At 63.5% G+C, this 26,977-nt stretch carries 24 protein-coding genes; 10 read left to right on the forward strand and 14 right to left on the reverse strand.

The features are described from left to right. Nucleotides 1-21: 21 nt before the first annotated feature. The 8 genes from AB4136_RS13500 to AB4136_RS13535 form a co-directional block, all read right to left on the reverse strand. Nucleotides 22-1,071, reverse strand: a complete 1,050-nt coding sequence (locus tag AB4136_RS13500) for a PhoH family protein (protein WP_036254947.1) — start codon at nt 1,069-1,071, stop codon at nt 22-24. 26 nt (nt 1,072-1,097) lie between these two features. Next, the gene (gene miaB / locus AB4136_RS13505) at nt 1,098-2,492 is read right to left on the reverse strand and encodes a tRNA (N6-isopentenyl adenosine(37)-C2)-methylthiotransferase MiaB (protein ID WP_024922283.1); all 1,395 of its coding nucleotides are present in this window, start codon (nt 2,490-2,492) and stop codon (nt 1,098-1,100) included. A 99-nt stretch (nt 2,493-2,591) separates the two neighbouring features. Continuing rightward, a complete protein-coding gene (locus tag AB4136_RS13510; protein WP_024922282.1) occupies nt 2,592-3,386 on the reverse strand; it encodes a lysophospholipid acyltransferase family protein in 795 nt (264 codons plus the stop codon). A gap of 27 nt (nt 3,387-3,413) precedes the next feature. Then, a complete protein-coding gene (gene rimI, locus AB4136_RS13515; protein WP_024922281.1) occupies nt 3,414-3,905 on the reverse strand; it encodes a ribosomal protein S18-alanine N-acetyltransferase in 492 nt (163 codons plus the stop codon). After that, nucleotides 3,905-4,579 carry a tRNA (adenosine(37)-N6)-threonylcarbamoyltransferase complex dimerization subunit type 1 TsaB gene (gene tsaB, locus AB4136_RS13520; protein ID WP_024922280.1) on the reverse strand — a complete coding sequence of 225 codons (675 nt, stop codon included), beginning with the start codon at nt 4,577-4,579 and terminating at the stop codon, nt 3,905-3,907. The genes rimI and tsaB overlap by 1 nt, the downstream gene beginning before the upstream one ends. Nucleotides 4,580-4,666: 87 nt before the next feature. Then, nucleotides 4,667-6,853, reverse strand: a complete 2,187-nt coding sequence (locus AB4136_RS13525) for a malate synthase G (RefSeq protein ID WP_024922279.1) — start codon at nt 6,851-6,853, stop codon at nt 4,667-4,669. 125 nt (nt 6,854-6,978) lie between these two features. Then, nucleotides 6,979-9,033: a hydantoinase/oxoprolinase family protein gene (locus AB4136_RS13530; RefSeq protein WP_024922278.1), complete on the reverse strand. Its 2,055-nt coding sequence runs from the start codon at nt 9,031-9,033 to the stop codon at nt 6,979-6,981. Between the two features lie 105 nt (nt 9,034-9,138). Then, entirely contained in the window at nt 9,139-10,149 is a 1,011-nt protein-coding gene (locus AB4136_RS13535; protein WP_441931245.1) for an acyltransferase family protein, read from the reverse strand. Between the two features lie 388 nt (nt 10,150-10,537). Here AB4136_RS13535 and AB4136_RS13540 point away from each other — a divergent pair, with 388 nt between their 5' ends. The 4 genes from AB4136_RS13540 to AB4136_RS13555 all read left to right on the forward strand — a co-directional run bounded on the left by AB4136_RS13540 (nt 10,538) and on the right by AB4136_RS13555 (nt 13,843). Continuing rightward, complete coding sequence (locus AB4136_RS13540; RefSeq protein ID WP_441931246.1) at nt 10,538-11,050, forward strand: very short patch repair endonuclease; 513 nt, start codon at nt 10,538-10,540, stop codon at nt 11,048-11,050. A gap of 9 nt (nt 11,051-11,059) precedes the next feature. Next, nucleotides 11,060-12,445: a DNA cytosine methyltransferase gene (locus tag AB4136_RS13545; protein WP_137901148.1), complete on the forward strand. Its 1,386-nt coding sequence runs from the start codon at nt 11,060-11,062 to the stop codon at nt 12,443-12,445. Continuing rightward, nucleotides 12,405-13,226 (forward strand): endonuclease, encoded by an 822-nt coding sequence (locus AB4136_RS13550; protein WP_441931247.1) that lies wholly within the window; start codon nt 12,405-12,407, stop codon nt 13,224-13,226. The genes AB4136_RS13545 and AB4136_RS13550 overlap by 41 nt, the downstream gene beginning before the upstream one ends. A 200-nt stretch (nt 13,227-13,426) precedes the next feature. Continuing rightward, on the forward strand, nt 13,427-13,843 hold the full coding sequence (locus AB4136_RS13555) for a hypothetical protein (RefSeq protein WP_137901149.1): 417 nt from the start codon (nt 13,427-13,429) through the stop codon (nt 13,841-13,843). 78 nt (nt 13,844-13,921) lie between these two features. Here AB4136_RS13555 and AB4136_RS13560 read toward each other — a convergent pair whose 3' ends face one another. Next, complete coding sequence (locus AB4136_RS13560; protein ID WP_441931248.1) at nt 13,922-15,862, reverse strand: NAD(P)-binding protein; 1,941 nt, start codon at nt 15,860-15,862, stop codon at nt 13,922-13,924. A gap of 327 nt (nt 15,863-16,189) precedes the next feature. Further along, nucleotides 16,190-17,998: a translation elongation factor 4 gene (gene lepA, locus AB4136_RS13565; RefSeq protein WP_137901151.1), complete on the reverse strand. Its 1,809-nt coding sequence runs from the start codon at nt 17,996-17,998 to the stop codon at nt 16,190-16,192. Nucleotides 17,999-18,147: 149 nt separating this feature from the next. Here lepA and AB4136_RS13570 point away from each other — a divergent pair, with 149 nt between their 5' ends. The 4 genes from AB4136_RS13570 to msrA all read left to right on the forward strand — a co-directional run bounded on the left by AB4136_RS13570 (nt 18,148) and on the right by msrA (nt 21,451). Beyond that, nucleotides 18,148-19,185 carry a TadE/TadG family type IV pilus assembly protein gene (locus AB4136_RS13570; RefSeq protein ID WP_024922273.1) on the forward strand — a complete coding sequence of 346 codons (1,038 nt, stop codon included), beginning with the start codon at nt 18,148-18,150 and terminating at the stop codon, nt 19,183-19,185. Nucleotides 19,186-19,398: 213 nt separating this feature from the next. Further along, entirely contained in the window at nt 19,399-20,088 is a 690-nt protein-coding gene (locus tag AB4136_RS13575; protein ID WP_036254948.1) for a DUF1223 domain-containing protein, read from the forward strand. Nucleotides 20,089-20,195: 107 nt separating this feature from the next. Continuing rightward, complete coding sequence (locus tag AB4136_RS13580) at nt 20,196-20,483, forward strand: hypothetical protein (protein WP_137901152.1); 288 nt, start codon at nt 20,196-20,198, stop codon at nt 20,481-20,483. Between the two features lie 227 nt (nt 20,484-20,710). Then, nucleotides 20,711-21,451, forward strand: a complete 741-nt coding sequence (gene msrA, locus AB4136_RS13585; protein ID WP_024922270.1) for a peptide-methionine (S)-S-oxide reductase MsrA — start codon at nt 20,711-20,713, stop codon at nt 21,449-21,451. 138 nt (nt 21,452-21,589) lie between these two features. On the opposite strand, the gene AB4136_RS13590 is transcribed toward msrA, so the two are convergent. The 4 genes from AB4136_RS13590 to AB4136_RS13605 form a co-directional block, all read right to left on the reverse strand. After that, nucleotides 21,590-22,594: a cytochrome d ubiquinol oxidase subunit II gene (locus AB4136_RS13590; protein WP_024922269.1), complete on the reverse strand. Its 1,005-nt coding sequence runs from the start codon at nt 22,592-22,594 to the stop codon at nt 21,590-21,592. 59 nt (nt 22,595-22,653) lie between these two features. Next, a complete protein-coding gene (locus tag AB4136_RS13595) occupies nt 22,654-23,175 on the reverse strand; it encodes a hypothetical protein (RefSeq protein WP_024922268.1) in 522 nt (173 codons plus the stop codon). A 59-nt stretch (nt 23,176-23,234) separates the two neighbouring features. Then, a complete protein-coding gene (locus tag AB4136_RS13600) occupies nt 23,235-24,596 on the reverse strand; it encodes a cytochrome ubiquinol oxidase subunit I (RefSeq protein WP_024922267.1) in 1,362 nt (453 codons plus the stop codon). Nucleotides 24,597-24,729: 133 nt separating this feature from the next. Beyond that, a complete protein-coding gene (locus AB4136_RS13605; RefSeq protein WP_024922266.1) occupies nt 24,730-24,990 on the reverse strand; it encodes a PepSY domain-containing protein in 261 nt (86 codons plus the stop codon). A 239-nt stretch (nt 24,991-25,229) separates the two neighbouring features. Here AB4136_RS13605 and AB4136_RS13610 point away from each other — a divergent pair, with 239 nt between their 5' ends. Together AB4136_RS13610 and AB4136_RS13615 are read left to right on the forward strand one after the other, a co-directional pair. Then, a complete protein-coding gene (locus tag AB4136_RS13610) occupies nt 25,230-26,156 on the forward strand; it encodes an ABC transporter ATP-binding protein (protein WP_024922265.1) in 927 nt (308 codons plus the stop codon). Beyond that, nucleotides 26,153-26,914: an ABC transporter permease gene (locus AB4136_RS13615; RefSeq protein ID WP_024922264.1), complete on the forward strand. Its 762-nt coding sequence runs from the start codon at nt 26,153-26,155 to the stop codon at nt 26,912-26,914. The genes AB4136_RS13610 and AB4136_RS13615 overlap by 4 nt, the downstream gene beginning before the upstream one ends. The last annotated feature ends 63 nt before the right edge of the window (nt 26,915-26,977 follow it).

Below are 26,977 nucleotides of genomic sequence, written 5' to 3' on the forward strand. Positions count from 1 at the left end.
ATGGGCAAAAGACACGCTGGTTCAGTTCTCGGCACCCAGGCCGCGTGCAACCTTGCCGTCGCGATCATAAGCCTTAACGATCTCGGCCACCAGCGGGTGGCGAACGACGTCGCCCTCGTTGAAACGCACGGTAACAACACCGGGCACCCCGTCCAGCACGCGCAGGGCCTCGACCAGGCCCGAACGCGTGTTCGGCGGCAGGTCGATCTGGGTCGGGTCGCCGGTGATGATCATGCGCGAATTTTCGCCCAGACGCGTCAGGAACATCTTCATCTGCATCGGGGTGGTGTTCTGCGCCTCATCAAGGATGACGGCGGCATGCGCCAGTGTGCGGCCGCGCATGAAGGCGAGCGGCGCGATCTCGATGACCTCGGCGGCAATGGCACGTTCGACCTTGTCGGCCGGCATCATGTCGTAGAGCGCGTCGTAGAGCGGGCGCAGATAGGGATCGACCTTTTCCTTCATGTCGCCAGGCAGGAAGCCGAGCCGTTCGCCCGCTTCCACCGCGGGCCGCGACAGGATGATGCGCTCGACCATGCCGCGCTCAAGCAACATCGCGGCATGGGCGACGGCCAGATAGGTCTTGCCGGTGCCGGCGGGACCGATGCCGAAAACCAGTTCCGAGCGTTCCAGCGCGCGCATATAGGCGTCCTGGTTCAGCGAACGGGCATAGATCGTCTTCTTGCGCGTCGATATCTGGGCGGCCGACACCTTGCCCTTGCGCTCAAGCGTCGGCAGCACGAGCTGATCGTCGGCGGCCACCGCCATGCGCACGGCGCCGTCCACGTCGGACTGGCCGATATCGACGCCCTTCTGCAAAATGTCGTAGAGGTTGTCCAAAGCGCGCCGCGCCTGTTCTGCAGCCGTGGGCGAACCCTTGATGGTCAGCTGGTTGCCGCGCGAGCGGATGTCGACGCCGAGCTTCTGTTCAAGCCGCGCCAGGTTCTCGTCGAATTGGCCATACAGCGCGCTGGCCAGCTTGTTGTTGTCGAAGGTCAGGACGATATGCGCCATATCCGAGGCCCCGGATGCAGTGCTTGGGGGCGCATTCTTCAATTCAGTGGCGCTCAAACGTCTCTCCTCATCTGATCAGGCATTCAGATAGGTTCGGCATACAGGCTGTTGAAGCCCGGATGCGTGATTCGCACCTCGATAATGTCACCGATTTCGCCGGCCTTTTCATCAACAATCACCGGCTGCAACCATGGCGATCGGCCGACCTTCTGGCCGGCCTGGCGGCCGGGCTTCTCGATGAGCGTCGTCATGGTGCGACCGACCATGGATTGGGTGAAGGCCTGCTGCTGTTCGACGAGCAGAGCCTGCAGCGTATGCAGGCGCTCATCCTTCACCTTTTCCGGCACATGGTCCGGCATTTCGGCGCCCGGCGTGCCGGGGCGCGGCGAATATTTGAACGAAAAGGCCGACGCGTAGCCCACTTCGCGCACCAGTCGCATCGTGTCCTCGAAATCCGCATCGGTCTCGCCGGGGAACCCGACGATGAAATCGCCCGACAGGGCGATATCGGAACGGGCGGCGCGAACGCGATCGAGCAGGCGCAGATAATCCACAGCCTTGTGGCGGCGGTTCATGGCCTTGAGGATGCGGTCGGAGCCCGACTGCACCGGCAGGTGCAGATAAGGCATCAAGGTCGGCAGATCGCGATGGGCGGCGATCAGTTCGTCGTCCATGTCGCGCGGATGGCTGGTGGTATAGCGCAGGCGGGCAATGCCGGGGATTTCCGCCAAACGATAGAGCAGCCGGCCAAGCCCCCATTCGGCGCCGTCCGCCCCCTCGCCGTGCCAGGCATTCACGTTCTGGCCGAGCAGCGTCACCTCGCGCACGCCGGCCTCGGCCAGGCGCTCGGCCTCGGCAACGATCTGCGTAACCGGGCGCGAGACTTCCGAACCGCGTGTATAGGGCACCACACAGAAGGTGCAGAACTTGTCGCAGCCTTCCTGCACGGTGAGGAAGGCGGCAACGCCGCGCTTGGCCACGTCGGCGCGCTTCGGCTGCGGCAGATGCTCGAACTTATCCTCGACAGCGTATTCGGTCTCGACGACACGGCCGCCGCCACGCACCCGGCGCAGCACGTCCGGCAGGCGGTGATAGGTCTGCGGTCCGATGACCAGATCGACCGCCGGCGCCCGCCGGATGATCTCGCGACCCTCCGCCTGCGCCACGCAGCCGGCGACGCCAATCAGCATTTCGCGACCCGCCGCCGCCTTTTCCTGCTTCAGCTCGCGGATCCGGCCAAGCTCAGAATAGACCTTCTCCGCCGCCCGCTCGCGGATGTGGCAGGTGTTGAGCAGCACAAGATCGGCGTCTTCGATGATTTCGGTCGCGGCATAGCCGTCGGCGGCCAGCGCGTCGGTCATGCGCTGTGAATCGTAGACGTTCATCTGGCAGCCATAGGTCTTGACGAAGACCTTCTTCGGCGCCGGTGCCGTTTCGGCGCCGTTTTCGGTGTTCAGCGAAAGCGTTTCCAGTTCCATGCGGCGGCTTCTAACGCTTTTCCGCATTGAAGGACAGGGGTTCGAGGCGCGACCCTGCGCCCGCGTCCCTTCTCCCACAAGGGGAGAAGGGAAGATGCCCTATTTGACCGGCTCGCCGAGTGCTGCCTGCATCATCTCGCGCACACGGGCTTCCACCACCCGCGCCGTCTCCTTGCGGTTGGAGCGTTTGGAAAAGGCGATCGGTTCGCCGAAATGCACCTCGACGTCCAACCCACCCTCGGCAAGCAGCTGCTTGAGGTGCGGGCCGAGATCCTGGTCGCCGATCCACGACGCCACCGGGCGCCAGCGCCGACCGAGCGGCACGCCGTGGAGACGGGTGTAGGCGATCGCCACCGGCTGGATGAACACTTCTTCCGCCGCGCCTTCCGCGATGGCCATCGAGGCGGCACCGAACAGCGTGGTCTTGAACGGCAGCACCATGTTGCCGTCGCCGGTGGTACCTTCGGCGAACAGCACCATGGCATCGCCCTTGGCCAGCCGCGAAGCGATCTCGTTGGCTTGATCCCCCGAGCTGCGCTTGCGTTCGCGCTCGATGAAGACGGTGCGCTGCAGCTTCGACAGTTTGCCGATCGCCGGCCAGTTTTCCATGTCGGCGCGCGCGATGAACTTCACATCGACCAGCGAGCCGAGCACGAGGATGTCGGTCCAGGAGATGTGGTTGGAGGCGACCAGCAGCGGACGCTGATTGGACAGCGTGCCGTGGGTGTGCACCCTGATGCCGAGCGCGCGCGTCACGGCGCGGTGCCAGATCTTCAGGATGAAGGTTTCGGGCCACAATCGCGTCTTCATCGAAATGAGCTGCAGCGGCACCAGCACGACGGTCGCCGCAACGACACATCCAAAAGCCAGAACTGTCCTGATTTTTCCGATCATCCTGCCCCCGGGCGCTGCGTAACGGCGCTAGCGGAGATCGCGGCGCATGACAAGCGCGCCGGTCGGTCCATGCTCGGGCGAGCGATAATAATTCGGCCGCTTGCCGACTTCGCGGAAACCAAGCCGGCGGTAGAGCGCCAGCGCCGCGACATTGGTCTCATCGACTTCCAGGAACAGCGCCTCGGCGCGTTCGGCGTGCAGGTTGCGCAGCACCGCATCCATCAATTGCCAGCCGAGCCCTTGCCTGCGATGCGTTCGGGCAACCGCCACGGTCAGGATTTCGGCCTCGCCGGCGGCGAGCCGCGCCAGCACGAAGCCGACCGGCGGCTTGGCGCCCTGGCCGACTTCACGCGCCGTGAAGCCGAAGACGGTGTCCTGCGAAAGCAACGTCGCGAATTCGCCGTCGGTCCAGGGCCGCACGAAATCCTCGCGATGCAGGGCCGAGATGGCGGCGGCATCGGCGACCGACAAAGGTTCCAGCGCATAGTCGCGGCGCGAGGTGAGAAAAGGAATACGCATCAGCCCGCCCTCGGCAGCACAAAGCCGGCCTGCGGCTTAGCATCGGCATCGCGCAGATAGACGGGTTTTGGCTTGTCGCCCGGCCCCTTGCGGGCAGCCAGGCGCGCATAGGTGGCGATGTCGGCGGTGGCGGCAAGCGGGCCGAAATCGAAGGCGCCGCCAGCCGCCTCGGCGACCGTCCGAGCCGCGTTGCCGGCAAGCACCGGCTTGTTCTCGTTGGCGATTGCCGCCGCTTCGGCCAGCGTGGCGATGGCAGGACCATGAACGGCAGCCCCATCGGCGCCGAACAGGGCGGCATGGATTTCGCCGCGCCCACCATCGAGCACGGCCAGGACGGTGCGGTTCGGGAAGGCTGTGGCCACTTCCGCGGCGAGCGCCTCCAGCGTGGTGACGCCGATCGCCGGGATTTTCAGCGCCAGCGCCAACCCGCGCGCGGCCGAGACGCCGACGCGGATGCCGGTGAAAGACCCGGGCCCGACGGAGACGGCGATGGCACCGAGATCGGCATAGGTGACGCCAGCCTCGCCAAGTGCCTTGTCGATGACCGCCATCAAATGCTCGGCATGGCCCTTGCCGAGATCGAGAACATGCCGACCCAGCATCGTGTCGGTCGCCGCGTCGTAGACACAGGCGGCGCACAGGCTGGCGGAACAATCGATGGCGAGCAGTTTCATCCCAGCTTCGCCTAACCGATCGCCGCGCTGCCTACAAGCGGACTCGATGCTTAGCCGGGCACGGGCAGCGCGATGGCGCCATCTGGACTAAGCGCCAGCGCCGCCGTTCAGTTTCGCCTTGAGCTCGAGCCTGCGCTTGTGGAGGACCGGCTCGGTATAGCCGTTCGGTTGGTCGCGGCCCTTGAACACCAGGTCGCAGGCGGCGCGGAAGGCGATGGACTGGTCGAAGTCCGGCGCCATCGGGCGGTAGTTCGGGTCGCCGACATTCTGGGTGTCGACGATGACGGCCATGCGCTGCAGCGAATCCAGCACCTGGATGTGCGAGCAGATGTCGTGATGCAGCCAGTTGGCGATGTGCTGCGAGGAGATGCGCAGCGTGGCGCGGTCTTCCATCAGGCCGATATCGTTGATGTCGGGCACCTTGGAGCAGCCGACGCCCTGGTCGATCCAGCGCACGACATAACCCAGTATGCCTTGCGCGTTGTTGTCGATCTCGCGCTGGATTTCGTCCGGCGTCCAGTTCGGGCGCTTGATCACAGGCACGGTCAGGATGTCGTCGAGCTTGGCCTTCGGCCGGCTCTTCAGGCTTTCCTGCACGGCGTGCACGTCCACCTTGTGATAGTGCGTGGCATGCAGCGTGGCGGCCGTCGGCGACGGCACCCAGGCGGTGTTGGCACCGGCCCTGGGATGGGCGATCTTCTGTTCCAGCATCGCCGCCATCAGGTCGGGCATCGCCCACATGCCCTTGCCGATCTGGGCATGGCCGGCGAGGCCGCATTCCAGCCCGGTGTCGACGTTCCAGTTCTCATAGGCCGAGATCCAGGCCGCCTGCTTCATGTCGCCCTTGCGCAGCATGGCGCCGGCTTCCATCGAGGTGTGAATCTCGTCGCCGGTGCGGTCGAGGAAGCCGGTGTTGATGAACACAACCCGTTCTCTGGCAGCACGAATGCATTCCTTGAGGTTGACGGTGGTGCGCCGCTCCTCGTCCATGATGCCCATCTTGATCGTGTTGGGCTTCATGCCGATCAGCTTCTCGACGCGGCCGAAGATCTCGACGGCGAAGGCGACCTCCTCCGGTCCGTGCATCTTCGGCTTGACGACATAGACCGAACCCTCGCGCGAGTTGGCGCGGCGGCCGTTTTCGCCGACATCGTGCAGCGCGATCAGGCCGGTGATGGCCGCGTCCATGATGCCTTCGGGCACTTCCGAACCGTCGGACAACAGGATGGCCGGATTGGTCATCAGGTGGCCGACATTGCGCACCAGCATCAGCGAGCGGCACTTGAGCGGGAAGGTCGAGCCGTCGGGCGCGGTGTAATCGAGGTCGGGATTGAGCTTGCGGGTGAAGCTTTTGCCGCCCTTCACCACCTCCTCCTGGAGGTCGCCCCTCATCAGGCCGAGCCAATTGCGGTAGACGACGACCTTGTCCTCGGCATCGACGGCCGCGACCGAATCCTCGCAGTCCATGATGGTGGTGAGTGCCGATTCCAGCCAGACGTCGGAAATGTGGGCGGCGTCGGTCTTGCCGATGGTCGAACTGGGATCGATCAGGATCTCGATATGCAGGCCGTTGTTGGCGAGCAGGAACTGGCCGGGCGCGGCCGCCTCGCCGAGATAGCCGGCGAACTGGTCCGGCCGCTTGAGGCCGGTGGTGCGGCCACCGGCGAGCGACACGCGCAGCGCGCCTGCATTGACCGAAAAGGAGCGCGCATCCTGCCACAGTGCACCATCCAGCGGTGCAACCTCGTTCAGGAAATTGCGCGCCCAGGCGATCACCTTCTCGCCGCGCTTGGGGTTGTAGTGCTTGCTCTTTTCGGCGCCGTCGGTCTCGGGAATGGCGTCGGTGCCATAGAGCGCGTCATAGAGTGAACCCCAGCGGGCATTGGCGGCGTTCAGCGCGTAGCGCGCATTCATCACCGGCACCACCAGCTGCGGGCCGGCCACCACCGCGATCTCGGCATCGACATTGTCGGTGGAGACGCTGAAGGCAGGGCCTTCAGGCAATAGGTAGCCGATCTCTTTGAGAAAATCCTTGTAGACGGCGACATCGACCGGCGCGCCATTGTCGCGATACCAACGGTCGATCTTGTCCTGGAAATCGTCGCGTTTCTTCAGGAGCGCGCGGTTCGTCGGCGCGAGATCGTGCACCAGTTTGGAAAAGCCGGCCCAGAAGTCGGCGGCGTTCACGCCGGTGCCGGCAACAGCCTCGTTGGCGACGAAGTCATGGAGTTCGCGGGCGATCTGCAATCCGGCGATCTCGATCCGATCGGTCATCTACAGTCTCCAGAAATGCCGCCCCGGGAGAAGGGCGGGTAGGATGCGCGGCCTTTGGCACGCCAGCGCTGCCCGGTCAATTCGTCGTCAGTCGCAAAGCCGGTGTCGCGGGGGAGCAAACCCGGTTACGCAGCGATACGCGGCCGGCCGGCGGCCGTTGCCACGATATGCGCCTCGATGAACATGCGCTGGCCCTCGACGACGGAAGCGCGGATATCGTGCGCCACATCGATCTCGGCGGTGTCGGTGCCGGCCTCGTTGGCGCGGCTGGCGACCAGCTTCCTGACATCGGCCTCGGCCTTGGCGAGCGCATCCGCCTCATTGAGGAAGTCGCGCACGCCCTCGCCCGAGGAAACCCGGAACAGACCTTCCTTCGGCTGGCTGACGCGGGCTTCCGCCGTCACCCGCACCTGGCCGACTACCGCGCCCAACGCGTTGGCGACATCGGTGTCGACCGGCACCACGCATTCATTGCCGACCAGCGGAGCCAGCGCCGCGTAGTGCAACGGCGCCGAGGCGCCGAGGCCGATCACCGGCCGGTCGAGCGCCACGGTCAGCCGCGCGATGCCGGGATGGGCGTCGACCGCGCGCTGCACCAGCGCGTGTGCCACTGTGGCGGCGCCATCCAGCCCGTCCTCGGCGAAGGCGGTTTCCAGGATGACTTCAGCCGAAAATCGGGTGAGCGCCACCAGCACGCGTTCCGAAATCTCTTCCGGCGAGGCCGCTATGGGCTGGCCGCGCCCGTCCTTGCGGCGGGCGAAGAGTTCGGCGCCGAGCCGGGCGGCCTTGGCATCCCAGTTCGCCTGCTTGCCCAGAGTGTGCGCGGCATCCGACGGGGTGAAACCGCAGACATGCACCAGGCCGCGCGCCACCAGCCGGTTCAGCGTCGCGTTCTGCGCGTTGGAGGTCAGCAGCCGGTCGATCGGCAGCGGCACGGCGCCGATTGCCTCGTAGAGCTTGGCCTCCGGCGTGGTCAGCCCCGCCGCCAGCCGCTCCGGCACACCAGTGCGCACGGCGAAGCGTCCGTCCATGCGGCCGGGGTTCGGCGCGCGCAGCTGCCGTTCCAGCTCGGCGATCACCGCCTCGCCATGGGCAAGGCCGGCCAGCGCCAGCGGCACGACACGGCGCGGCCCAAGCAGGATCTTCGGCGACAGCCCGCCCTCTTCCAATGCCACTTCGGAATCGCCGCCGAGACCGAAGGTGCGCATGGCCACCGCCTCCACCATGGTGCGGAAGCCGCCGACGGTGGCGCCTTCCGGATCGAGCCGCGGCCGGCCCTTGTCGAGCACGGCAACGTCTGTAGTGGTGCCGCCGATGTCGGAGACGACCGCATCGTCCAGCCCGGTCATGTGGCGGGCGCCGACCAGCGAGGCGGCGGGGCCCGAAAGAATGGTCTCGATCGGCCGCTGGCGGGCGAAATCGGCCGAGACCAGCGCGCCGTCGCCACGCACCACCATCAGCGGTGCTGCGATGCCGCGCTCGGCCAGAAACCCTTCCGTCGCCGCCACCAGCCGGTCGATCATGGCGATCAGCCGCGCATTGAGCAGTGTCGTCAGCGCCCGGCGCGGCCCGCCAAGCTTGGACGACAATTCGTGGCTGGAGGTGACCGGCAGGCCGGTCTTTTCGCGGATCAGTTCGCGCGCGGCGAGCTCGTGGGCGGGGTTGCGCGTGGCGAAATAGGCGCAGACCGCAAAACCCGAGACGGAGCGGCCAAGCTCCGGCAGCGCCGCTTCCAGCTCGGAAAGGTCGAGGGCGGCGGCATTGCCGTGCACGTCATGACCGCCGGGGCAGAAGAACACCGGGTCGGTGCCGAGCGCGCTTTTGAGGCCGTCGCGCTCCAGATCGGCCTCGCCGAAGCCGATCATGATCAGCGCCACGCGCCCACCCTGCCCTTCCACCAGGGCGTTGGTGGCGAGCGTCGTCGACATCGAGACCAGCTTGATGGAGGCCGGATCGGCGCCGGTCTTTTCGAGCACCTGGCCGACCGCGCCCGAAATGCCGACGGCGAGATCGTGCCGGGTGGTCAGCGACTTCGCCTTGGCGACCACGGTGCCCTTGGACCCCGTCGAGCCCTCCGACCACAGAACCGCGTCCGTATAGGTGCCGCCGGTGTCGATGCCCAGGAACAGCGGGCCCGGGAACAGCGGGTTGTTGGATTGGGGTCGGGATCTGGCGTTCATGGTCTGCGTGGTCCGGCATGGGAAGCAACTTTGCCCAAGCCCTTAACGCAAGCCGCCGGCGAAGGGAAACCGCCAGCCCCGCCCTTTCACCGACCCAGCGCCGTCTCACCAATTGCGGTTCAGCCAGCGCCGCGCCGGGTTTTCGACGAGATAATAGCTGCCAAGCGCGCAGGCGAAGGTGAGGCCGAGCATCGGCAGCGCCGGGCTGCCCTTGAAATAGACGAACTTGTAATAGGGTTGCTGCCACAGATAGAGCGAATAGGACCACAGGCCGAGCTGTGCCGCCGGGCGCCACGACAACAGGCCGGTCAGCCGCACGGGCGCGAAATCCAGCGTGTTGACCGCGATCGCCAGGAACAGCGTGCCGGCCATGTAGTGCAGCGGCATCGGCACCGCATCGAGGAAGAACAGCGTGCCGCACAAAACCGCCACCGGCGCGATCGCCGGGTGCTGCATGGCGGCGCGCCAGCGCGGAAACGTCTTCAGCCAGCACAAAAGCGCCGAGACCAGGATCGAGGCGATGTGGGTGTCGGTGCGCCAGTAGCTGGCCTCGAAACCGAGCTGGAACACCCAGTAGGACACCGCCCCGCTCGCCATCGAAAGCACCGCAAGCGCGGCCAGCACGATGGCCAGCCGGCGCCGGGCGACCAGCACGCTGATCAGCGCCAGCGCCACATAGGCGTGCTCTTCCACGCAGAGCGACCAGATGTGGTCGAGCGCGCCGGCGCGGTTGATGAGGATGCCGACATAATTATAGGTGAAGGTGAGCGCGGTGAGCGCCGCCTTCCATTTATAGGCGACGAAGGTGCCGGCGAAGAACACCATGCCGGCCAGAACGAACACCAGCAACGCCGGGTAGATGCGCGAGAAACGCCGCTTGAAGAAAGCCTTCAGCGGATAATTCTCGATGAACAGGATCTCGGCCATCAGCCGGCCGGACAGGACGAAGAAGAACTCGACGCCGAGCAGAGCCAGATTGATGCCCGGCACCGGCAGGAAATGGCCGATGAGCACCAGCGCGATGGACAGGCCGCGCCAGCCGTCGAGATAAAGAAGCCGGGCGTGCACGGCCTGGGCTGGCGCGGCTCCAAGCCGCGCGATGGTCGCCGTCGTCAAGATCAACTCCCTGACCAGAGAGAACCCGGCAGGCGACCCAAGCCCATTCAGCCACCGGACGATGGTCGGAGCCTAGCGGACGGCCTTTCGCATCGCAACAATTGATGTGCGGGTGCGAAGGGAGGGATGGAGTGCAGCAGAGGATAATTTTCCTACCTCACCCCCCCCCGATATTGTTGTCAGGTCGCTTGGAACGCTATGAGGAGCCGGTGAGCAGGGCCATGGGGGCTCAAGGTAGCGCGTGGCACGGTTTCTGCGTCCCGTCGTTGTTTCCAACTCAGCGCGCGACAGCAAATTGCTGGGAATTTAGATGGCCCCTCAAGGCATAGCTTTAAACTTCAGCACGGCGGCGGACAATTCATCTCGGCGATATCGGGCAACACGACAAATGCAGGAAATCGATTGCACCGTCTCTGCCGGTCATGACGTCGAGAACAAACCCGGCTACGCTATTGCAGTGACCGATACGCGCACACCAGATCAGCGGCGACGGATAATGCAATCCGTTGGGAGCAAAGACACCGGACCAGAATGGCTTGTCAGGCGCCTATTGTTCTCATCGGGTTACCGCTATCGCCTTCATCGCCGCGACCTTCCTGGCTCGCCAGACATCGTATTTCAAGGGAGACGGAAGGCTATTTTCGTACATGGCTGCTTTTGGCACGGTCATGGCTGCTTAAAGGGCCGTGCCCCCAAATCGCGCACTGAATATTGGGGGGCAAAGATAGCAGCGAATCGAGCAAGAGATGAGAGGAACTTGATGGCTCTCCACACACTCGGCTGGGAAACGCTCGTCTTGTGGCAATGCGAACTGGGTGACGAGCAAGTTCTGATCCAACGTCTAGTGAGCTTTGTGGATCGCGCTACAATTTCGATCGACAAAAGAACAACCAGCAGCTAAGCTCCTTTCATGAATCAAAGTTACCGCGATCAAAAGCTCGAGAAACGCCCTGTTGCCATAGACCTCTTCGCCGGAGCAGGTGGAATGAGTCTCGGCTTCGAACAAGCAGGATTTGACATAGCTGCGGCGGTGGAAATCGACCCTGTTCATTGCGCCGTTCACGAGTTTAATTTCCCGCATACCAAGGTCATCCCAACCTCTGTAGCAGGCTTGTCAGGCAATGAATTGCGCAAACTTGCTGACCTCGAAGACCAAGAGATCGATTGTGTATTTGGCGGTCCACCCTGCCAGGGCTTCTCCATGATTGGTCATCGCGTTCTTGATGATCCGCGCAATAGCCTGGTTATGGATTTCGTGAGACTTGTTGGCGAGCTCGACGCCAGAACATTTGTGTTCGAAAATGTCAAAGGCTTGACGGTCGGAAGACACAGAGCGTTTCTCGACGAACTTGTCGAAGCCTTCGATAAGCTCGGATACAATGTTCGCTTACCTTGGCGTGTACTAGATGCAGCAAACTACGGTGTGCCTCAGCATCGGCAGCGGCTCATTTTGTTCGGCGCAAAGAAGGGCGGCGATCTCCCCGACTATCCGCAACCCACAACAAATCCAGCCGACGGCAAACGCCACATTCAAGGATTACCAAACGGTCCGACCTGCAAGGAAGCCATAGACGACTTGCCTGACGCGGAACGCTTCGACACCTTGAGCGACATCGACGCCGTCAGGACAAGCGCGTTCAAGAGGCCATCTGCCTATGCCGCAGAACTGCGCTGCATGACGAGCGAAGCCTGGCATTTCGGACACGTGCGCGAGTGGAACCCCACTGTTTTGACCTCCAGCGCTCGCACCGTTCACACCCAAATTTCCAAACAACGCTTCGCAGAAACTGAACCGGGATCAGTTGAACCTATCAGTCGCTTCTTCAAACTTTCCCCGAGCGGCCTTTCCAATACGCTTCGTGCCGGGACCGACGGAGCCAGAGGCGCGTTCACAAGTCCGCGGCCCATTCACTACGAACACAATAGGTGCGTAACCGTTCGAGAAATGGCCCGACTTCACGGGTTCCCCGATTGGTTTCGTTTTCATTCGACCAAGTGGCATGGGGCACGACAAATCGGCAATTCGGTCCCGCCACCACTCGCACGAGCAGTTGGCCGCGAAGTCGTTAAAGCGTTAGGCGTTGAGCTAAGACCGACTTCGGGAGACTTGGGCCTCGCTGAGCATGCATTGCCTCTTGGTGACCCCAAACTTCTTTATCTTGAACTCTCGGAAGCAGCAGAACATTTCGGCGTGAAGGCCCCACCCTCCAAACGCGATCGAAAAAGCGGCGCAAAGAAACGCAAGCAAGTTGATATTGAAGCAAGCCGAATGGTACTGCGTATCGTCAATGGCTAAAACAAATAAACTGAACCGCTATCAGCTCGTTATCGAAAAGATCTTCTTCAATCATTATGAAGAGGGAATGACGGATTTTGAGTTCGCTCGATCAGAGATGGAGGACGCAGCAAGCGAACTACAAATTGCCCTTCCAAAGAATCAGGGCGATATAACCTACGCACTGCGATATCGCATTTCGTATCCTGAGAGCATACTGGCGACCCAGTCCAAAGGCAGGGAATGGATAATCGAAGGAGCCGGCCGTGCTCGTTATCGATTTCGATTGGTTAGAGCACAGAGAATTCTTCCCCGAGAAGACCTAGTTGAGACTGCGATCCCAGATGCAACGCCGGAGATTATCCGCGCCTATGCTCTTGACGACGAACAAGCACTTCTAGCTATCGTTCGCTACAATCGATTGATCGATACATTCCTTGGATTGACCACCTACAGCTTGCAAAACCACCTACGAACATCCGTCAAAGGAATTGGACAAATAGAGATTGATGAACTCTACATAGGTTTAGACAGAAGAGGCTGCCATTATGTTATCCCTGTACAGGCAAAAGGCGGCAAGGACCAGATTGGCGTTGTCCAAACAACCCAAGACATTACCTTCGTAGAGCAAAAATTTCCGGGTTTAGCTTGCAGGGCAGTTTCTGCTCAGTTTATGGACGGCGGCGTCGTCGCACTGTTCGAACTAACGCTCCACAAGGGGGCGATCAAGATCGTCGATGAACGGCACTATCGACTGGTCCCAGCCTACCAAATAGATCAAGATGCAATTCGCTCATACTAAGAACTGTGCCTCCCAATCCTCGACCGTAGTCTCGGGGCGTTCGTCGCTTGAAAAGCCAAGCAATTGGCTTTTCATCCGCTGACGCGGACCGCGCCTCACCCCCTCATAGACAAACCCCAGCCCTTACGTTCTACCATGCAGCCGCTGGCGCGCATCGCATGAGTCGGGCGCGGGCGGCGGGTTCAATCTTGGGGAAGAGCATGCGTTTTCGGTCGATGATGATGGGGGCGGCGGCACTGGTGGCGGTTGGGGCGTTTTCTGCGCGCGCGCAGGCCGAAGGGTTTGAAAACATCGTCCTGTCCGACAGCGAGGGCGCCGAGGAGACCCAGACGACATTTACGCCCGACACGGCGAAGATTTTCCTCTCCGCCGACATGACCGACGATGTGGCTTCGGGATCGAAACTCACCGTGAGCTGGATCGCGGTCGATTCCGGCGGCGCGGCGCCGGCGAACTACAAGATCGACGAAGTCAGCTTCGAGATCGGCGCGCTGGAAAACCACGTCGATTCCGCCATGACCAAGCCGAACGCCGGCTGGCCGGTCGGCACCTATCAGGTGCAGATATTCGTCGATGGCACGCTGAAGCAGACGGTGGATTTCGCCGTGAAGAAATAGCGGGGCGCTGCCCCTCATCCGGCCCACCGGGCCACCTTCTCCCCGCTGGCGGGGAGAAGAGAGCATCGATCGCAGGTCTCAGAGCCCGATCTTTTCCGCCGGCGGTCCCGGGAAGCGGGCAAAGTCGGGTGCCCCGTCCGGCGTACCGAGGAGGTCGCGGACGGCGCGGACGCCCTGGTCGATGGCCGAGTGGGCGTAGGCATAGGCGCCGCTGTCGGCATTGGCGATGGAGATGCGGCCCCAGGATTTTCGCGCGGCTTCGACGGGCAGCGGGCCGTCGGGCCAGAAGCCGTCGCCGGGACGCATGTATTCAAAGGCGTAGCCGTGCGACCAGCGATTGCAGGTGATGGCCTCGATATCGCGGGCAGGATCGAAGCCGCCACCGGCAAGGGCGCGGCCAAGCAGGTCCCGGATCGAGCGCTCCATCTCCTCGAAGCTCAGCACCATCAGCGCGCGCCGACCGGCCAGCGCCTGCTCGCGCGGCGCGAGCCCCGGGCTGGTCATCACCTTGGAGAGGTGCAGGATGGTGGGATCGCCCGGCTTTTCGGCGAATTTGTAATCGCCCATCGAGACCGGAAAATCGATGTCGGCGCCGCTCCAGAAATCGCCGCGCGCCGTGAAGCCGTCGATCTTGAGCTTGTCGAAGGCTTCCCAGTTACGGAGCTGCACATTGGTGTAGATCAGCGGCACCTTCTGCTGGTCGTTGAGGGCTGTGACCTGGTCGGCGGCAAGCTCATCAGTGAGGTAGGGGATGACGCGGTGCCAGCAGGCCAGAACGACGTGGCCGGCCTTGACGCTGACCGGCTTACCGGCGGCATCGGCATAGGTGACGATGACCGATTTGGCGCTATCGGCCGCGCCGTCATGGGCGACCTTGACGACCGTCGAATTCAGCCTGATGCGGACGGGGTTTTCCGGCCTGTCGAGGGCTGCGTAGTCGACGGTTTGGGTGACCAATTCTTCCATCGTCGCGCCGGCGAGCGCGCCCGGCACCAGCGCGCGAACCAAAGCGCGGGCAATGCCGGCGTTGCCGTCGGGGAAATGATAGATGTAGTGGTCGGGATCGGTGAAGGCGAGACGGCCGGACGGGCTGTTGTATTTCGACACCGCGTCGCCGAGGTCCATGCCGTTGAAGCCCGGATTGCCGTTGGCGCGTGCGTCGAGCGCGCTCGCGGCATCGATGCCGACGCCGAAATAGCCGTTGGTGGAGGTGGCGAGGTAGTCGGCCACTTGAGGATCGACCTTGGCGTGGTCGAGCAGGAACGCCCTGTAGGTGATCTCCGACAGCTTCTTCAGACGCTGCTCCCGGGTCAGGCCGGGCAGATAGTCGCCGGGCGCCTCCATCAGCGCGATCAGGTCGGCCTTGGCCTTGTCGTTGAGCGGCGTCTCCGCCACCCACTCGGACGGCTTGCCCGAGCGTATGACCAGCTTGTCCTCGCCCCACTGCTCCCTGGAGAAGAAGATGGCGCCTGACAGGCCGCGATCCTCGGACCATTTCTGGTCGTAGAAGGTTTCGAAGCGCTTGGGATCGATGCCGATGTCGCCGAGCAGCGCGTTGACGGCGGGGCTGAAATAGCTCGGCGTCTGCATCGACTGGCTGCCGCCATAGCCGATGAGTTTCGCGCCGTTCGAGGCGGTGAATTCGTTGCGCTTGGCGTGGCCGCCGAAGTCCTCGAGCGGATCGAGGACCAGCACGCGCTTGTCGGCGCCGGCCTGCTTGCGGAAGGTGTGAGCGGCGGCGAGGCCCGAAAGGCCGGCGCCGACGACGACCAGATCATAGCTCTCGGCGCTTGATGTGACCGGGCCGGCGTCGGACCAGTAAAAGCCGTCGCGGACGGCGTGCATGACGTTTTGCGCGACATCGGTCTGGCCACGCAACCCGCTGCCCGAAGGCGGATATGTAACCGCAGTTGCCTGCGCGTGCGCCGGACCGGGACCCATGGCGCGCAGCGCCACCGCACCGCCGATAGCCATCGCCACGCCGTCCATGAAATCGCGCCTGGATATGACACGATCCATACCCAGTTTCCTGTCCTTTTCAGTCCATTTCATGATGTTCTCTCTGGCAGAATGCGAGGGGAAGGCTAGCTATCTTCACGGTGTCGGTAAATCGACAGAACAGTCGATGCCGTGTGGCGGCTAACAATTCGACGCTGCAACGCAATACGCATTTGCGCTGCGGGATGACTGTGGATCGAGTGATGACAGGCATGCGGGCACGGAAATGGCCGGACTGGCCATTCGGCATGCTGTTGATACATCGAAGTAACAGGTTGGGGCGATGGCCCGCCTCATCCGGCCCAACGGGCCACCTTCTCCCCGCTGGCGGGGAGAAGGAAAAGAGCGTCAGTTGTCACCCATCTTCAAGGCTTCGATGAACGCCGCCTGCGGGATGTCGACCTTGCCGAACTGGCGCATGCGCTTCTTGCCCTCTTTCTGCTTGTCGAGCAGCTTGCGCTTGCGGGTGACGTCGCCGCCATAACACTTGGCGGTCACGTCCTTGCGCAGGGCGGAAATCGTCTCGCGCGCGATCACCTTGCCGCCGATGGCCGCCTGGATCGGGATCTTAAACATGTGCTGCGGGATCAGGTCCTTCAGCTTCTCGCACATGGCGCGGCCGCGCTTTTCGGCCGCCGTGCGGTGCACCAGCATGGAGAGCGCGTCGACCGGCTCTTCATTGACCAGGATCGACATCTTGACGAGGTCGCCCTCACGATAGTCGGTCAGGTGGTAGTCGAAGGAGGCGTAACCCTTGGAGATCGACTTCAGGCGATCGTAGAAATCGAACACCACCTCGTTCAGCGGCAGGTCGTAGACCAGCATGGCGCGCTTGCCGACATAAGAAAGGTCGGCCTGGACGCCGCGCCGGTCCTGGCAGAGTTTCAGAATGCCGCCGAGATAGTCGTCGGGGGTGAGGATGGTGGCGCGGATCCACGGCTCCTCGATGGCCAGGATCTGCATCACGTCGGGCATGTCGGCCGGGTTGTGCAGTTCCCTGGTCGTGCCGTCACGCAGATTGAGCCGGTAGACGACGCTCGGCGCGGTGGCGATGAGGTCGAGATCGAACTCGCGCTCCAGCCGCTCCTGGATGATTTCCAGGTGCAGCAGCCCAAGGAAGCCGCAGCGGAAGCCGAAGCCGAGCGCGGCGGAGGTTTCCATCTCGTAGCTGAAGGAGGCGTCGTTCAAACGCAGCTTGCCGACGGCGGCGCGCAGGTCCTCGAAATCGGCGGCGTCGACCGGGAACAGGCCGCAGAACACCACCGGCTGCGCCGGCTTGAAGCCCGGCAGCGCGGTCGTGGTCGGGCGCTTGTCCTCGGTGATGGTGTCGCCGACGCGGGTGTCGGCCACTTCCTTGATGGAGGCGGTGATGAAACCGAACTCGCCGGGGCCGATCTCCTCGGCCTGCACCATCTTCGGCGTGAAGAAGCCCGTGCGCTCGACCGGATACTTCGCGCCGGTTCCCATCATGCGGATGGTCTGGCCCTTCTTGAGCACGCCGTCGATGACGCGTACCAGAACGATGACGCCGAGATAGGCGTCGTACCAGCTGTCAACCAGCATCGCCTTCAGCGGCTTTGAGGCGTCGCCCTCGCGCGGCGGCGGCAATTGCTTGACGATCGCCTCCAGCACATCGGGAATGCCGATGCCCGACTTGGCCGAGATCAGCACGGCCTGGCTGGCGTCGATGCCGATGACCTCCTCGACCTGCTCGCGGATGCGCTCGGGCTCGGCGGCCGGCAGGTCGATCTTGTTCAGCACCACGACGATCTCGTGGTTGTTGTCGATGGCCTGGTAGACATTGGCCAGCGTTTGCGCCTCGACGCCCTGCGAGGCGTCGACGACCAAGAGCGAACCCTCGCAGGCGGCCAGCGACCGCGACACCTCGTAGGCGAAGTCGACATGGCCGGGCGTGTCGATGAGGTTCAGCACATAGTCCTGGCCGTCATTGGCCTTGTAGTTGAGACGGACGGTCTGCGCCTTGATGGTGATGCCGCGCTCGCGCTCGATGTCCATGTTGTCGAGCACCTGCTCCGTCATCTCGCGCGCCTCCAGCGCGCCAGTCGTCTGGATCAGGCGGTCGGCCAGCGTCGACTTACCGTGGTCGATATGGGCGACGATGGAAAAGTTGCGGATGTTGGAAATGGGCGTGCTCATGGCGCGGCCTTTATCAGGGGCCGGATGCGCGGGCAAGCGGCGGCGTTCCAAGGGAATCCGCACGACCGTTAAATCTTTACGGGTTCCGTTAGCGGGGAGTTTGAAGACTGCGTGCTATCTGCCGCCCAGATCGTCGCTGGGATATGTCCATGCTGAAGTCCTTCAAGCACTTCCTGAAATCCGAGAATGGCTCCTATACGCCGCTGTTCGCCATCTCCATGGTGCCGCTGTTTGCGGTGCTGGGCGTGTCGGCCGACTACACGTCGGGCGTGCAGACGCGCTCCAACATGCAGAACGCGCTGGACGCGGCAACGCTGGCCATAACCACGCTGCCCATCGACTCAACGCTGGCGCAAAGGCAGGACAAGCTGCAGGCCTTCTACGCGGCCAACGGCGCCGACGGCACCGCGACGCTCAACAGCTTCACGGTCGACAATATCGGCACCGCCAAGGTCGATACCTCGGCCAGCTACAGCATGCCGACCAACTTCATGCGCGTCGCCGCGATCAACAACGTCACCATCAACGTCAATTCGTCGGCAACCAAGCCGCCGGCGCTGGTGCAGGCAACCTTCAACGTCACCAAGGTGTCGGGCTGGTGGGACAAAACCGTGTCGCTGTTCGGCACGCCCTATGGCAGCACCAACCCTCCCCTGATGCTGATGAAGATCACCTATACCTACAACAAGGGCGGCGACCCGAAGGGTTACGGCACAACCACCATCTCGGTGCCGAACCTCAACGGCGTCTTCCAGGCGGTGCAGACGCAGACCTGCACGACCACCAGTACGACGAACAACCCTCCCGCCGGCGCCATCATCAACGGCAACAAGATGACGACCTGCTCGATCACGCTGGACACAACCGGCGGCAAGGGCGCGGCCATCGACGTCACCAAGATGGATACATTGTTCCTTCAGATGGACGTCCCCCAGGGCAATCCGACGAAGGTCAGAAGCGATGACCCGACGACGTCGAACCGGCTCTATATCGACGGTGTCGAAGTGGCCACCGGCACGAAAGTCAACATCTTCAACGCCGTGCCGTGCGGCCAGACCAGCCAGCAGGCCTGGGAGGACGGCGGCAGCCCGGTACCGGCGCCGATCGTCAACGCCGACTTCTTCTACTCCGTCACTGGCAAATGCGCCTTCTCGCAGCGCCCGTCCGGAACGACGCTGACACAATAGTTCCACCGGAACCTCCAGTTCCCTCTCGTCTGCTCAACCCGCCCGGACCCTGTCCTCGGCGGGTTCTTTTTTTGCCGCGCGACAGGGTGCTCGATCACGAAGCGGTGATCGGCGTAACGAAGTGCCGCGCCCCGGCGAAACCCCCGATGTGACCGGCCAGGACCGGTCCGAGACGGGAGAGCGGCGATGAACGCAAGCGGATCAAGGCGCGGCATGGGAACCGGGGCACAACGCCTCGCCATCAGCATTGCCCTCGCCCTCGCGGCCACCGGCGCAGCGACGGCTAGGCCGCTCACCGTGGTGGAATTGTTCACCAGCCAGGGCTGCTCTTCGTGTCCGCCCGCCAACGCCAATCTGATCAAGCTGAAGGACCGGCCGAGCGTGCTGGCACTCTCCTTCAACGTCACTTACTGGGACTATCTCGGCTGGAAGGACACGTTCGGCAGGCCGGAATTCACAGAGAGGCAGGTCAGCTACGAGCCGGGCCTCGGCCGCAGCGGCCCGTTCACGCCGCAGATGGTGGTCAACGGCCACACCGATACGATCGGCAATCAGCTTTCCGAAATCGAGACGCTGATCAGCCGTGACAAGCCCGTCGCCGGTCCAGCACTTTCGCTCGCCGGCGGTAGTGCTGCCATCGGAGCCGGCACCGCGCCGGCCGGCGGGGCGGATGTCTGGCTGGTCCATTACCGGCCGGGTGTCGTCGAGGTGCCGGTCGGGCGCGGCGAAAACAGCGGCCACACGCTGCCGCACGCCAATGTCGTGCGCGCTCTGACCCGGCTGGGAAGCTGGACGGGAGCGGCCACCACCCTGCCGCTGCCGGCGGCCAAGAGCGGTCTTGCCACCGCCGTTCTGGTGCAGGCGCCGCATGGCGGCCCGATCCTCGCCGCCGCCACCGAGTAGCCGAACGCCGGCCCGCCGAGCGGCGGGCCTTGTCCAGGAATTGCCGGGCCGTGGCCCGGCAAAACAGGCGCCGTCAGATGCGCCGCCCAACCTCGAAGGAGCAGAACATGATCCGTCTTTCCACCATCAGCCTGCCGGCCCTGGCGCTTGCCTTTGCGGCGACCGCGTTCAGTGCCATCGGCGCCAGCGCGATGGACACCATGAAGCCCGCCGACAAGATGGCGGCCAGCAAGATGATGGCCGACTGCAAGAAAAAGGCCGGCATGGAAAAGGATTCCATGATGAAGAAAAAGGCGATGAAGGCATGCAAGGACGCGGGTGCCATGAAATCCGAGGGCGCGATGAAACCCGACGCCATGAAGCCTGCCGACAAGATGAAGCCGAAGACGCAGTAAATTTCGGAGCCCCTCACCCGGCCTCTCCGGTCAGAAGAGGCGGCCAGCGTCGGCGCCAAACCCTTTTCCCCCGCGGGGAGAAGGGTGCGTAGCACGGGAGCCGGCCCGATGAGGGGGAGGCCGTCCCCAATCCGCCGCCGGACAACAGCACGGGATCGTGAGAGCCGTTCGAGACCAGCCATCGTATAGTGCCGGAAACGCCGCCGGCGCCATGAAGGAGCCAAGCCATGCCCAGACACCGCAATTCTTCGCGCAAGCCGTGGAAAGTGTTTGCCACCGGCACCGCCGCCAGCCTCGTTGTCGCGGCGGCGGCGCTGACCTTCCTGCAGGCGCCGTCGCGCGCGGCCGAGGAGGCGGTAAAAATCCCGCCACCGGCGCTCGACGAGAAATCGGCCCCCGGCACGGAAAAAGCCGTCTTCGCCGGCGGCTGTTTCTGGGGCGTGCAAGGCGTGTTCCAGCACGTCAAGGGCGTCACCGGCGCCGTCTCGGGTTATGCCGGCGGCACCAAGGATACCGCCGAATATGAGACGGTCGGCTCCGGCGACACCGGTCACGCCGAATCCGTCGAGGTCACTTACGACCCGTCCAAGATCACCTATGGCAAGCTCCTGCAGATCTATTTCTCGGTCGCCCACGACCCGACCCAGCTCAACTACCAGGGGCCGGACTACGGCACGCAGTACCGCTCCACTGTCTTTGCAACCAATGCCGAGCAGAAGAAGATCGCCGAGGGTTACATCGCGCAGCTCGAAGCCACGAAGGCGTTCCCGAACAAGATCGTGACGACGCTGGAGACCGGTAAGGCGTTCTACCCCGCCGAGGACTACCATCAGGACTTCCTCGCCCGGAACCCGACCTATCCCTACATCGTCTACAATGACCTGCCGAAGATCGAGAACCTGAAGACGATGTTCCCGGACCTTTACGCCGACAAGCCGGTGCTGGTCATGGCCAGCCCGAAGAGTTGAGGGTTGGTTCGCATGCCCGGTCGCCCCGTGTGATGGCAAGATCTTCGAGGCTTGGGTCCGTCATTCCCGACGGTCGTCGCTAAATCGCATCGCCTCATGCCAGCGCCACGCCATTTGCAGCCCGGCATCATCGGTTTCTCAGTCGTAGGTCAGGTCCGTCGCCTTCCCGGCGAACACCCGGTAGGCGTAGAACGAATAGAAGATGATGATCGGCAAGACGATGATGGCGCCGACCAGGATGACCACCAGGCTTTCCGGCGCCGAGGCCGCCTGCCAGATGGTCAGCTTGTCCGGCACCACATAGGGATAGAACGACCAGGCGAGACCGGCGAAACCGAGCGTGAAGATCGCTGCCAGCGTCAGGAACGGCAACAGCGAGTGGCGGTCGCCCTCCTTTGGCAGGTGGAAGGTCTGCCGCCACAGCCAGATGAACAGCAGCGCCGACAGGATCGGCAGCGGCGACAGATAGAGCATCTCCGGGAAGACGAACCACTTGGCGAAGATGCGCGGGCTGGCGAGCGGGGTGGCCAGCGATATCGCGGCCATGCCGAGCACCGTCAGCACCAGGGCGGAACGCAGCCAGCGCACCGCCCGTGTCTGAAGGTCGCCCTCGGTCTTGTAGATCAACCAGGCGGCGCCCATCGCGGCGTAAGCGGCGGCAAGGCAGAGCGCCACCAGCACGCCGAAGGCCGTCGCCGCCAGCCCGCTCTGCAGGCCGAGCACATAGACGCCCAGCATATAGCCCTGCGCCAGCGAGGCGATCAGCGAACCGGCGAAGAACAAGCGGTTCCAGCGCTGCTTCTTGCCCGACGGCACCTTGGCGCGGAAGTCGAAGGCGACGCCGCGCAGGATGAGCCCGATCAACAGCACGAAGACCGGCAGATAGAGCGCGGTGAGGATGACGCCATGCGCCATCGGGAAGGCGACGAGCAGCAAGCCGACCGCCAGCACCAGCCATGTCTCGTTGGCATCCCAGAACGGGCCGATGGCGGCGATCATCGTATCCTTGTCCTTGTCGCCGGCCAGCGAGAACAGGATGCCGATGCCGAGGTCGAAACCGTCGAGCACGACATAGACCAGGATGGCCAGGCCCATCAAGCCGGCAAAGATCAAGGGCAGAAGAGTTGGCCAGTCGAGGGTCATGACGCTGCGTTCCTTTCCCGATGCCGTGCCCGCGGCAACAATCCGATTTCAGACGCCGGTCAGCGGCTATCGCGCTTGGCCTGCGCAACCTTGGTGGCTTGCGACACCCGACCCACTTCGCTGCGACGGGTCAGGTTTTCGGCCTTGGTGTTTTCCACGGCCCTCATGCCTTCGCCGGCGGTGTGGGTCGACCCGCCCTTGTTGGCCGCGACACGCGACTGGCGCAAGGCAAGGGCATTGCGCGCGTTGGCGATCAGCGCCTCGCGACCCGCCTTGCTGCGACGGCGTTCGGCCTCGCCATTGAGGCGGCGCATCGCCATCGCAAGCACCTCGACCTTCAGCCGCGAGCCCGTGTCGTCGGCGGAGGGTCGTGCCCCCTTGGCCGCCGCCTTGCCGCGCATTTCGCGGCGACGGCGGGCCGCCTCCGACTGCGCCTTGTCGCGGCGCTCGCGCACCAGTTTGATCAGATCGGCGAGAGCCGTATCGGAAAGTTCCTGCACCTGCGGGTGACGGGATTGATCGACATGCGTCCGTTCGTCGGCGCTGAGCGCCCTCGCCTCGTCCTTGCGACTGTGAGCCATCGTCAACTCCCCTTCGTTTCAAACCGCTTCCGATTTACCGGTACCGACCTTGCCTTGTTTCACTCCCCCGCAGCCTGCTGGGAAAGTGCCGCATTCATCGCGCCAGGCAGCGGCGAGGTGTCGCCGTCCTTGGCGGCTTTCAGCGCCAGATGCACCAGTACGCCGAGATAGGCGACGAGCAGCAGCGCGTAGAGGATGAGATAGATGGCGAGCGTGAAGGCGACCTGACCGCCGGCGATGGGACCGACCGCGTCGGCGGTCTTCAGCACGCCGGTCACCAGCCAGGGCTGGCGACCGATCTCGGTGGTGTACCAGCCGGCCAGCGTCGCCACCCAGCCCGAGAGACCCATCGGCACCATCAAGAGTGCCAGGGGCTGCGGCAGGCTCTGGCGCCGCCACAGGAAGAAACTCGCCGCCCACGATACCGCCAGCATGAGCAAGCCGGTGCCCACCATGATGCGGAAACCCCAGAACACCGGGAAGACCGGCGGGTGGTTGCCCTCGAACTGGTCGAGGCCCGGCACGACGCCATCGGCGCTGTGGCGCAGGATCAGGCTGGCGCCGTTCGGGATGGTGATCTCGAATTTGTTTTCCTTGGTCTTCTCGTCGGGCAGCGCGAACAGCACCAGCGGGATGTTGGGACCGGTCTTCCAGTTGGCCTCCATGGCCGCGATCTTGGCGGGCTGATGCTCGAGCGTGTTGAGACCATGCTGGTCGCCGACGAAAATCTGGATTGGGATCAATACCGCGCCGAGAAAGACGCCGGTGCGCAGCGCTTTCCACATCGATTCCGAACGGTCGCCCCAGATGTAGCGCAGCGCCGAGAGACCTGCGACCAGGAAGGAGACGGTGAGGCCCGAGGCCAGCAGCATGTGCGTCAGGCGATAGGGCATGGACGGATTGAAAACGATCGCCCACCAGTCGACCGCATGGGCCTGGCCGTTGCGCATCTCGAAGCCGGTCGGCGTCTGCATCCAGGAATTCAGCGCGATGATCCAGAAGGCCGAGACCGTCGTGCCGAAGGCGACCAGGAAGGTGGCGAAGGTGTGCACGCGGTTCGACACGCGGCGGAAGCCGAACAGCATGATGCCGAGGAAGGCCGCCTCCAGGAAAAACGCGGTCAGCACCTCATAGGCAAGCAACGGGCCGGCGATGTTGCCGACGGTTTCCATATAGCCCGGCCAGTTGGTGCCGAACTGGAAGCTCATGGTGATGCCGGTGACGACACCCATGGCGAAAGTGATGGCGAAGACCTTCACCCAGGTGAAGTAGGCGCGCATCCAGGCCGTGTCGCCGGTGACGTTGTATCGGTGCTTGAAGAAAAGAAGAACCCAGCCGAGGGCGATGGTGATGGTAGGAAAAAGGATGTGAAACGAAATATTGGCGCCGAACTGGATGCGCGACAACATGAGCGGGTCCATGACGACTCCTGCTTGTATTCAATAAGGCAAAGCTACTCCTGCCCGACGGGCCCGTCAAAGCGGCTGTCCGCCGCGCGGCTCTGCGCCACGCGAGGCGCAAGGTCGCAGGTTTGGCGGGCTGCCGGCACACACATTATTGCAGGTTCATCGGCGTTGCCGTGACAGGATCGTATTTGATTTCGACCTTGGCGCCGTCCTTGGTGAAGTAGGTGACGTCGTAACCCTTGTCGCTCCACTCGACGTCGGCGATGTAGGCGAAATCCGCGCGCTGCTCGACCAGGGCGACGAGCTCGGAAAGCTTCTTGGCGCCGCTCGGCGGCGGCTCCTTGGCCAAGGCGGCAAGGGTCGAGAACGCAAGCAGGGCAGCGGCTGCAACGGCCATCGTGGCGCGCATGGGCAATCCTCCAGACGGCACGCGCCATGCGCTTGCCGGAACTTACCCTCGCCCCACTCCCCTATAGCACAATTTCCGGGCGCCACGATCGTCCCAGTCATCGTGCCTGGACGACGGGCGGTCCGGTCAGTATGTCAGGAGATGTTCCGAAGTGTCAGCAGCGGCATTGACTTCGCGGCCGGCTGACCGACATTGAGCATTCACAATCGCAAATCCTTTCCAATCAGACCTTTGCCCCCATGCAATCCGTCATCTCCGTTTCCGGTGTCTCGAAAACCTATGCCACCGGCTTCAGCGCGCTGAAGAACATCAATCTCGACATCAAGCGTGGTGAAATCTTCGCCCTGCTCGGCCCCAACGGCGCCGGCAAGACGACGCTGATTTCCATCATCTGCGGCATCGTCAACCGCTCGGGCGGCACGGTCACCGTGGACGGCCACGACATCTCGAAGGACTATCGCGCCGCGCGCAGCCTGATCGGGCTGGTGCCGCAGGAACTGACGGTGGAATCCTTCGAGACCGTGCGCTCGGTGCTGGCCTTCAGCCGCGGCCTGTTCGGCAAGCCGGCCGACCCGGCCTTCATCGAGAAGACGCTCATGGACCTGTCGCTCTGGGACAAGCGCGATTCCAAGATCATCACGCTGTCGGGCGGCATGAAGCGCCGGGTGATGATCGGCAAGGCGCTGTCGCACGAGCCGAAGATCCTGTTCCTTGACGAGCCGACCGCCGGCGTCGACGTGGAACTGCGCAAGGACATGTGGGCGCTGGTGCGGCGGCTGCGTGAATCCGGCGTCACCATCATCCTCACCACCCATTATATCGAGGAAGCCGAGGAGATGGCCGACCGCGTCGGCGTCATCAACAAGGGCGAAATCGTGCTGGTCGAGGAGAAGGCGGAACTGATGCGCAAGCTCGGCCGCAAGCTGCTCAAGCTGGAGCTGCGCACGCCGCTCACTGCGGTGCCCGCCGGTTTCGACGGCTATAATCTCGAGCTTTCCCAGAACGGCAACGAACTCACCTACACCTATGACAACCAGGCGGAACGGCCGGGCGTCGCCTCGCTGATCCGCGACCTCGACCAGGCCGGCATCCAGTTCCGCGACCTCAACACCGAAAACAGTTCACTGGAGGAGATTTTTGTCTCCCTGGTGAGGAGGCAGGCATGAACCATCGCGCCGTCTGGGCGATCTACAAGGTGGAAATGGCGCGCACGCTGCGCACCATCATGCAGAGCGTCATCTCGCCCGTCATCTCGACCTCGCTCTATTTCGTGGTGTTCGGCGCCGCCATCGGCTCGCGCATCACGGAGGTGAACGGCGTCAGCTACGGCGCCTTCATCGTGCCGGGGCTGATCATGCTCACCCTGCTCACCCAGTCGATCTCCAACGCCTCCTTCGGCATCTATTTCCCGAAATTCGTCGGCACCATCTTCGAATTGCTGTCGGCGCCGGTTTCCTATCTGGAAGTGGTGATCGCCTATGTCGGGGCGGCAGCCACCAAGTCGATCGGCATCGGCCTGATCATCCTGGCAACCGCTTCGCTGTTCGTCGAACTCCACATCCAGCACCCGTTCTGGATGCTCGGCTTCCTGGTGCTGACGGCCGTCACCTTCTCGCTGTTCGGCTTCATCATCGGCATCTGGGCCAACGGCTTCGAACAGCTGCAGCTGATCCCGCTTCTGGTGGTGACACCGCTGACCTTCCTCGGCGGCTCGTTCTATTCGATCGACATGCTGCCGGGCGTGTGGCGCACGATCTCGCTGTTCAACCCGGTCGTCTATCTGGTCAGCGGCTTCCGCTGGGCCTTCTTCGGCCATGGCGACGTGTCGGTGGAGATCAGCCTCGCCATCACGCTGGGCTTCCTCGCCGTCTGCATCGGCGTCGTCGCCTGGATCTTCAAGACCGGATATCGGCTGAGGACGTAGGGCGGCGCCTTACTATCTCCCCCCCTTGCGGGGGAGAAAGCGATTTCAGCATCTTAGCGAGCA

Source organism: Mesorhizobium sp. 2RAF21 (assembly GCF_052115345.1).
Lineage (GTDB): Bacteria > Pseudomonadota > Alphaproteobacteria > Rhizobiales > Rhizobiaceae > Mesorhizobium > Mesorhizobium terrae.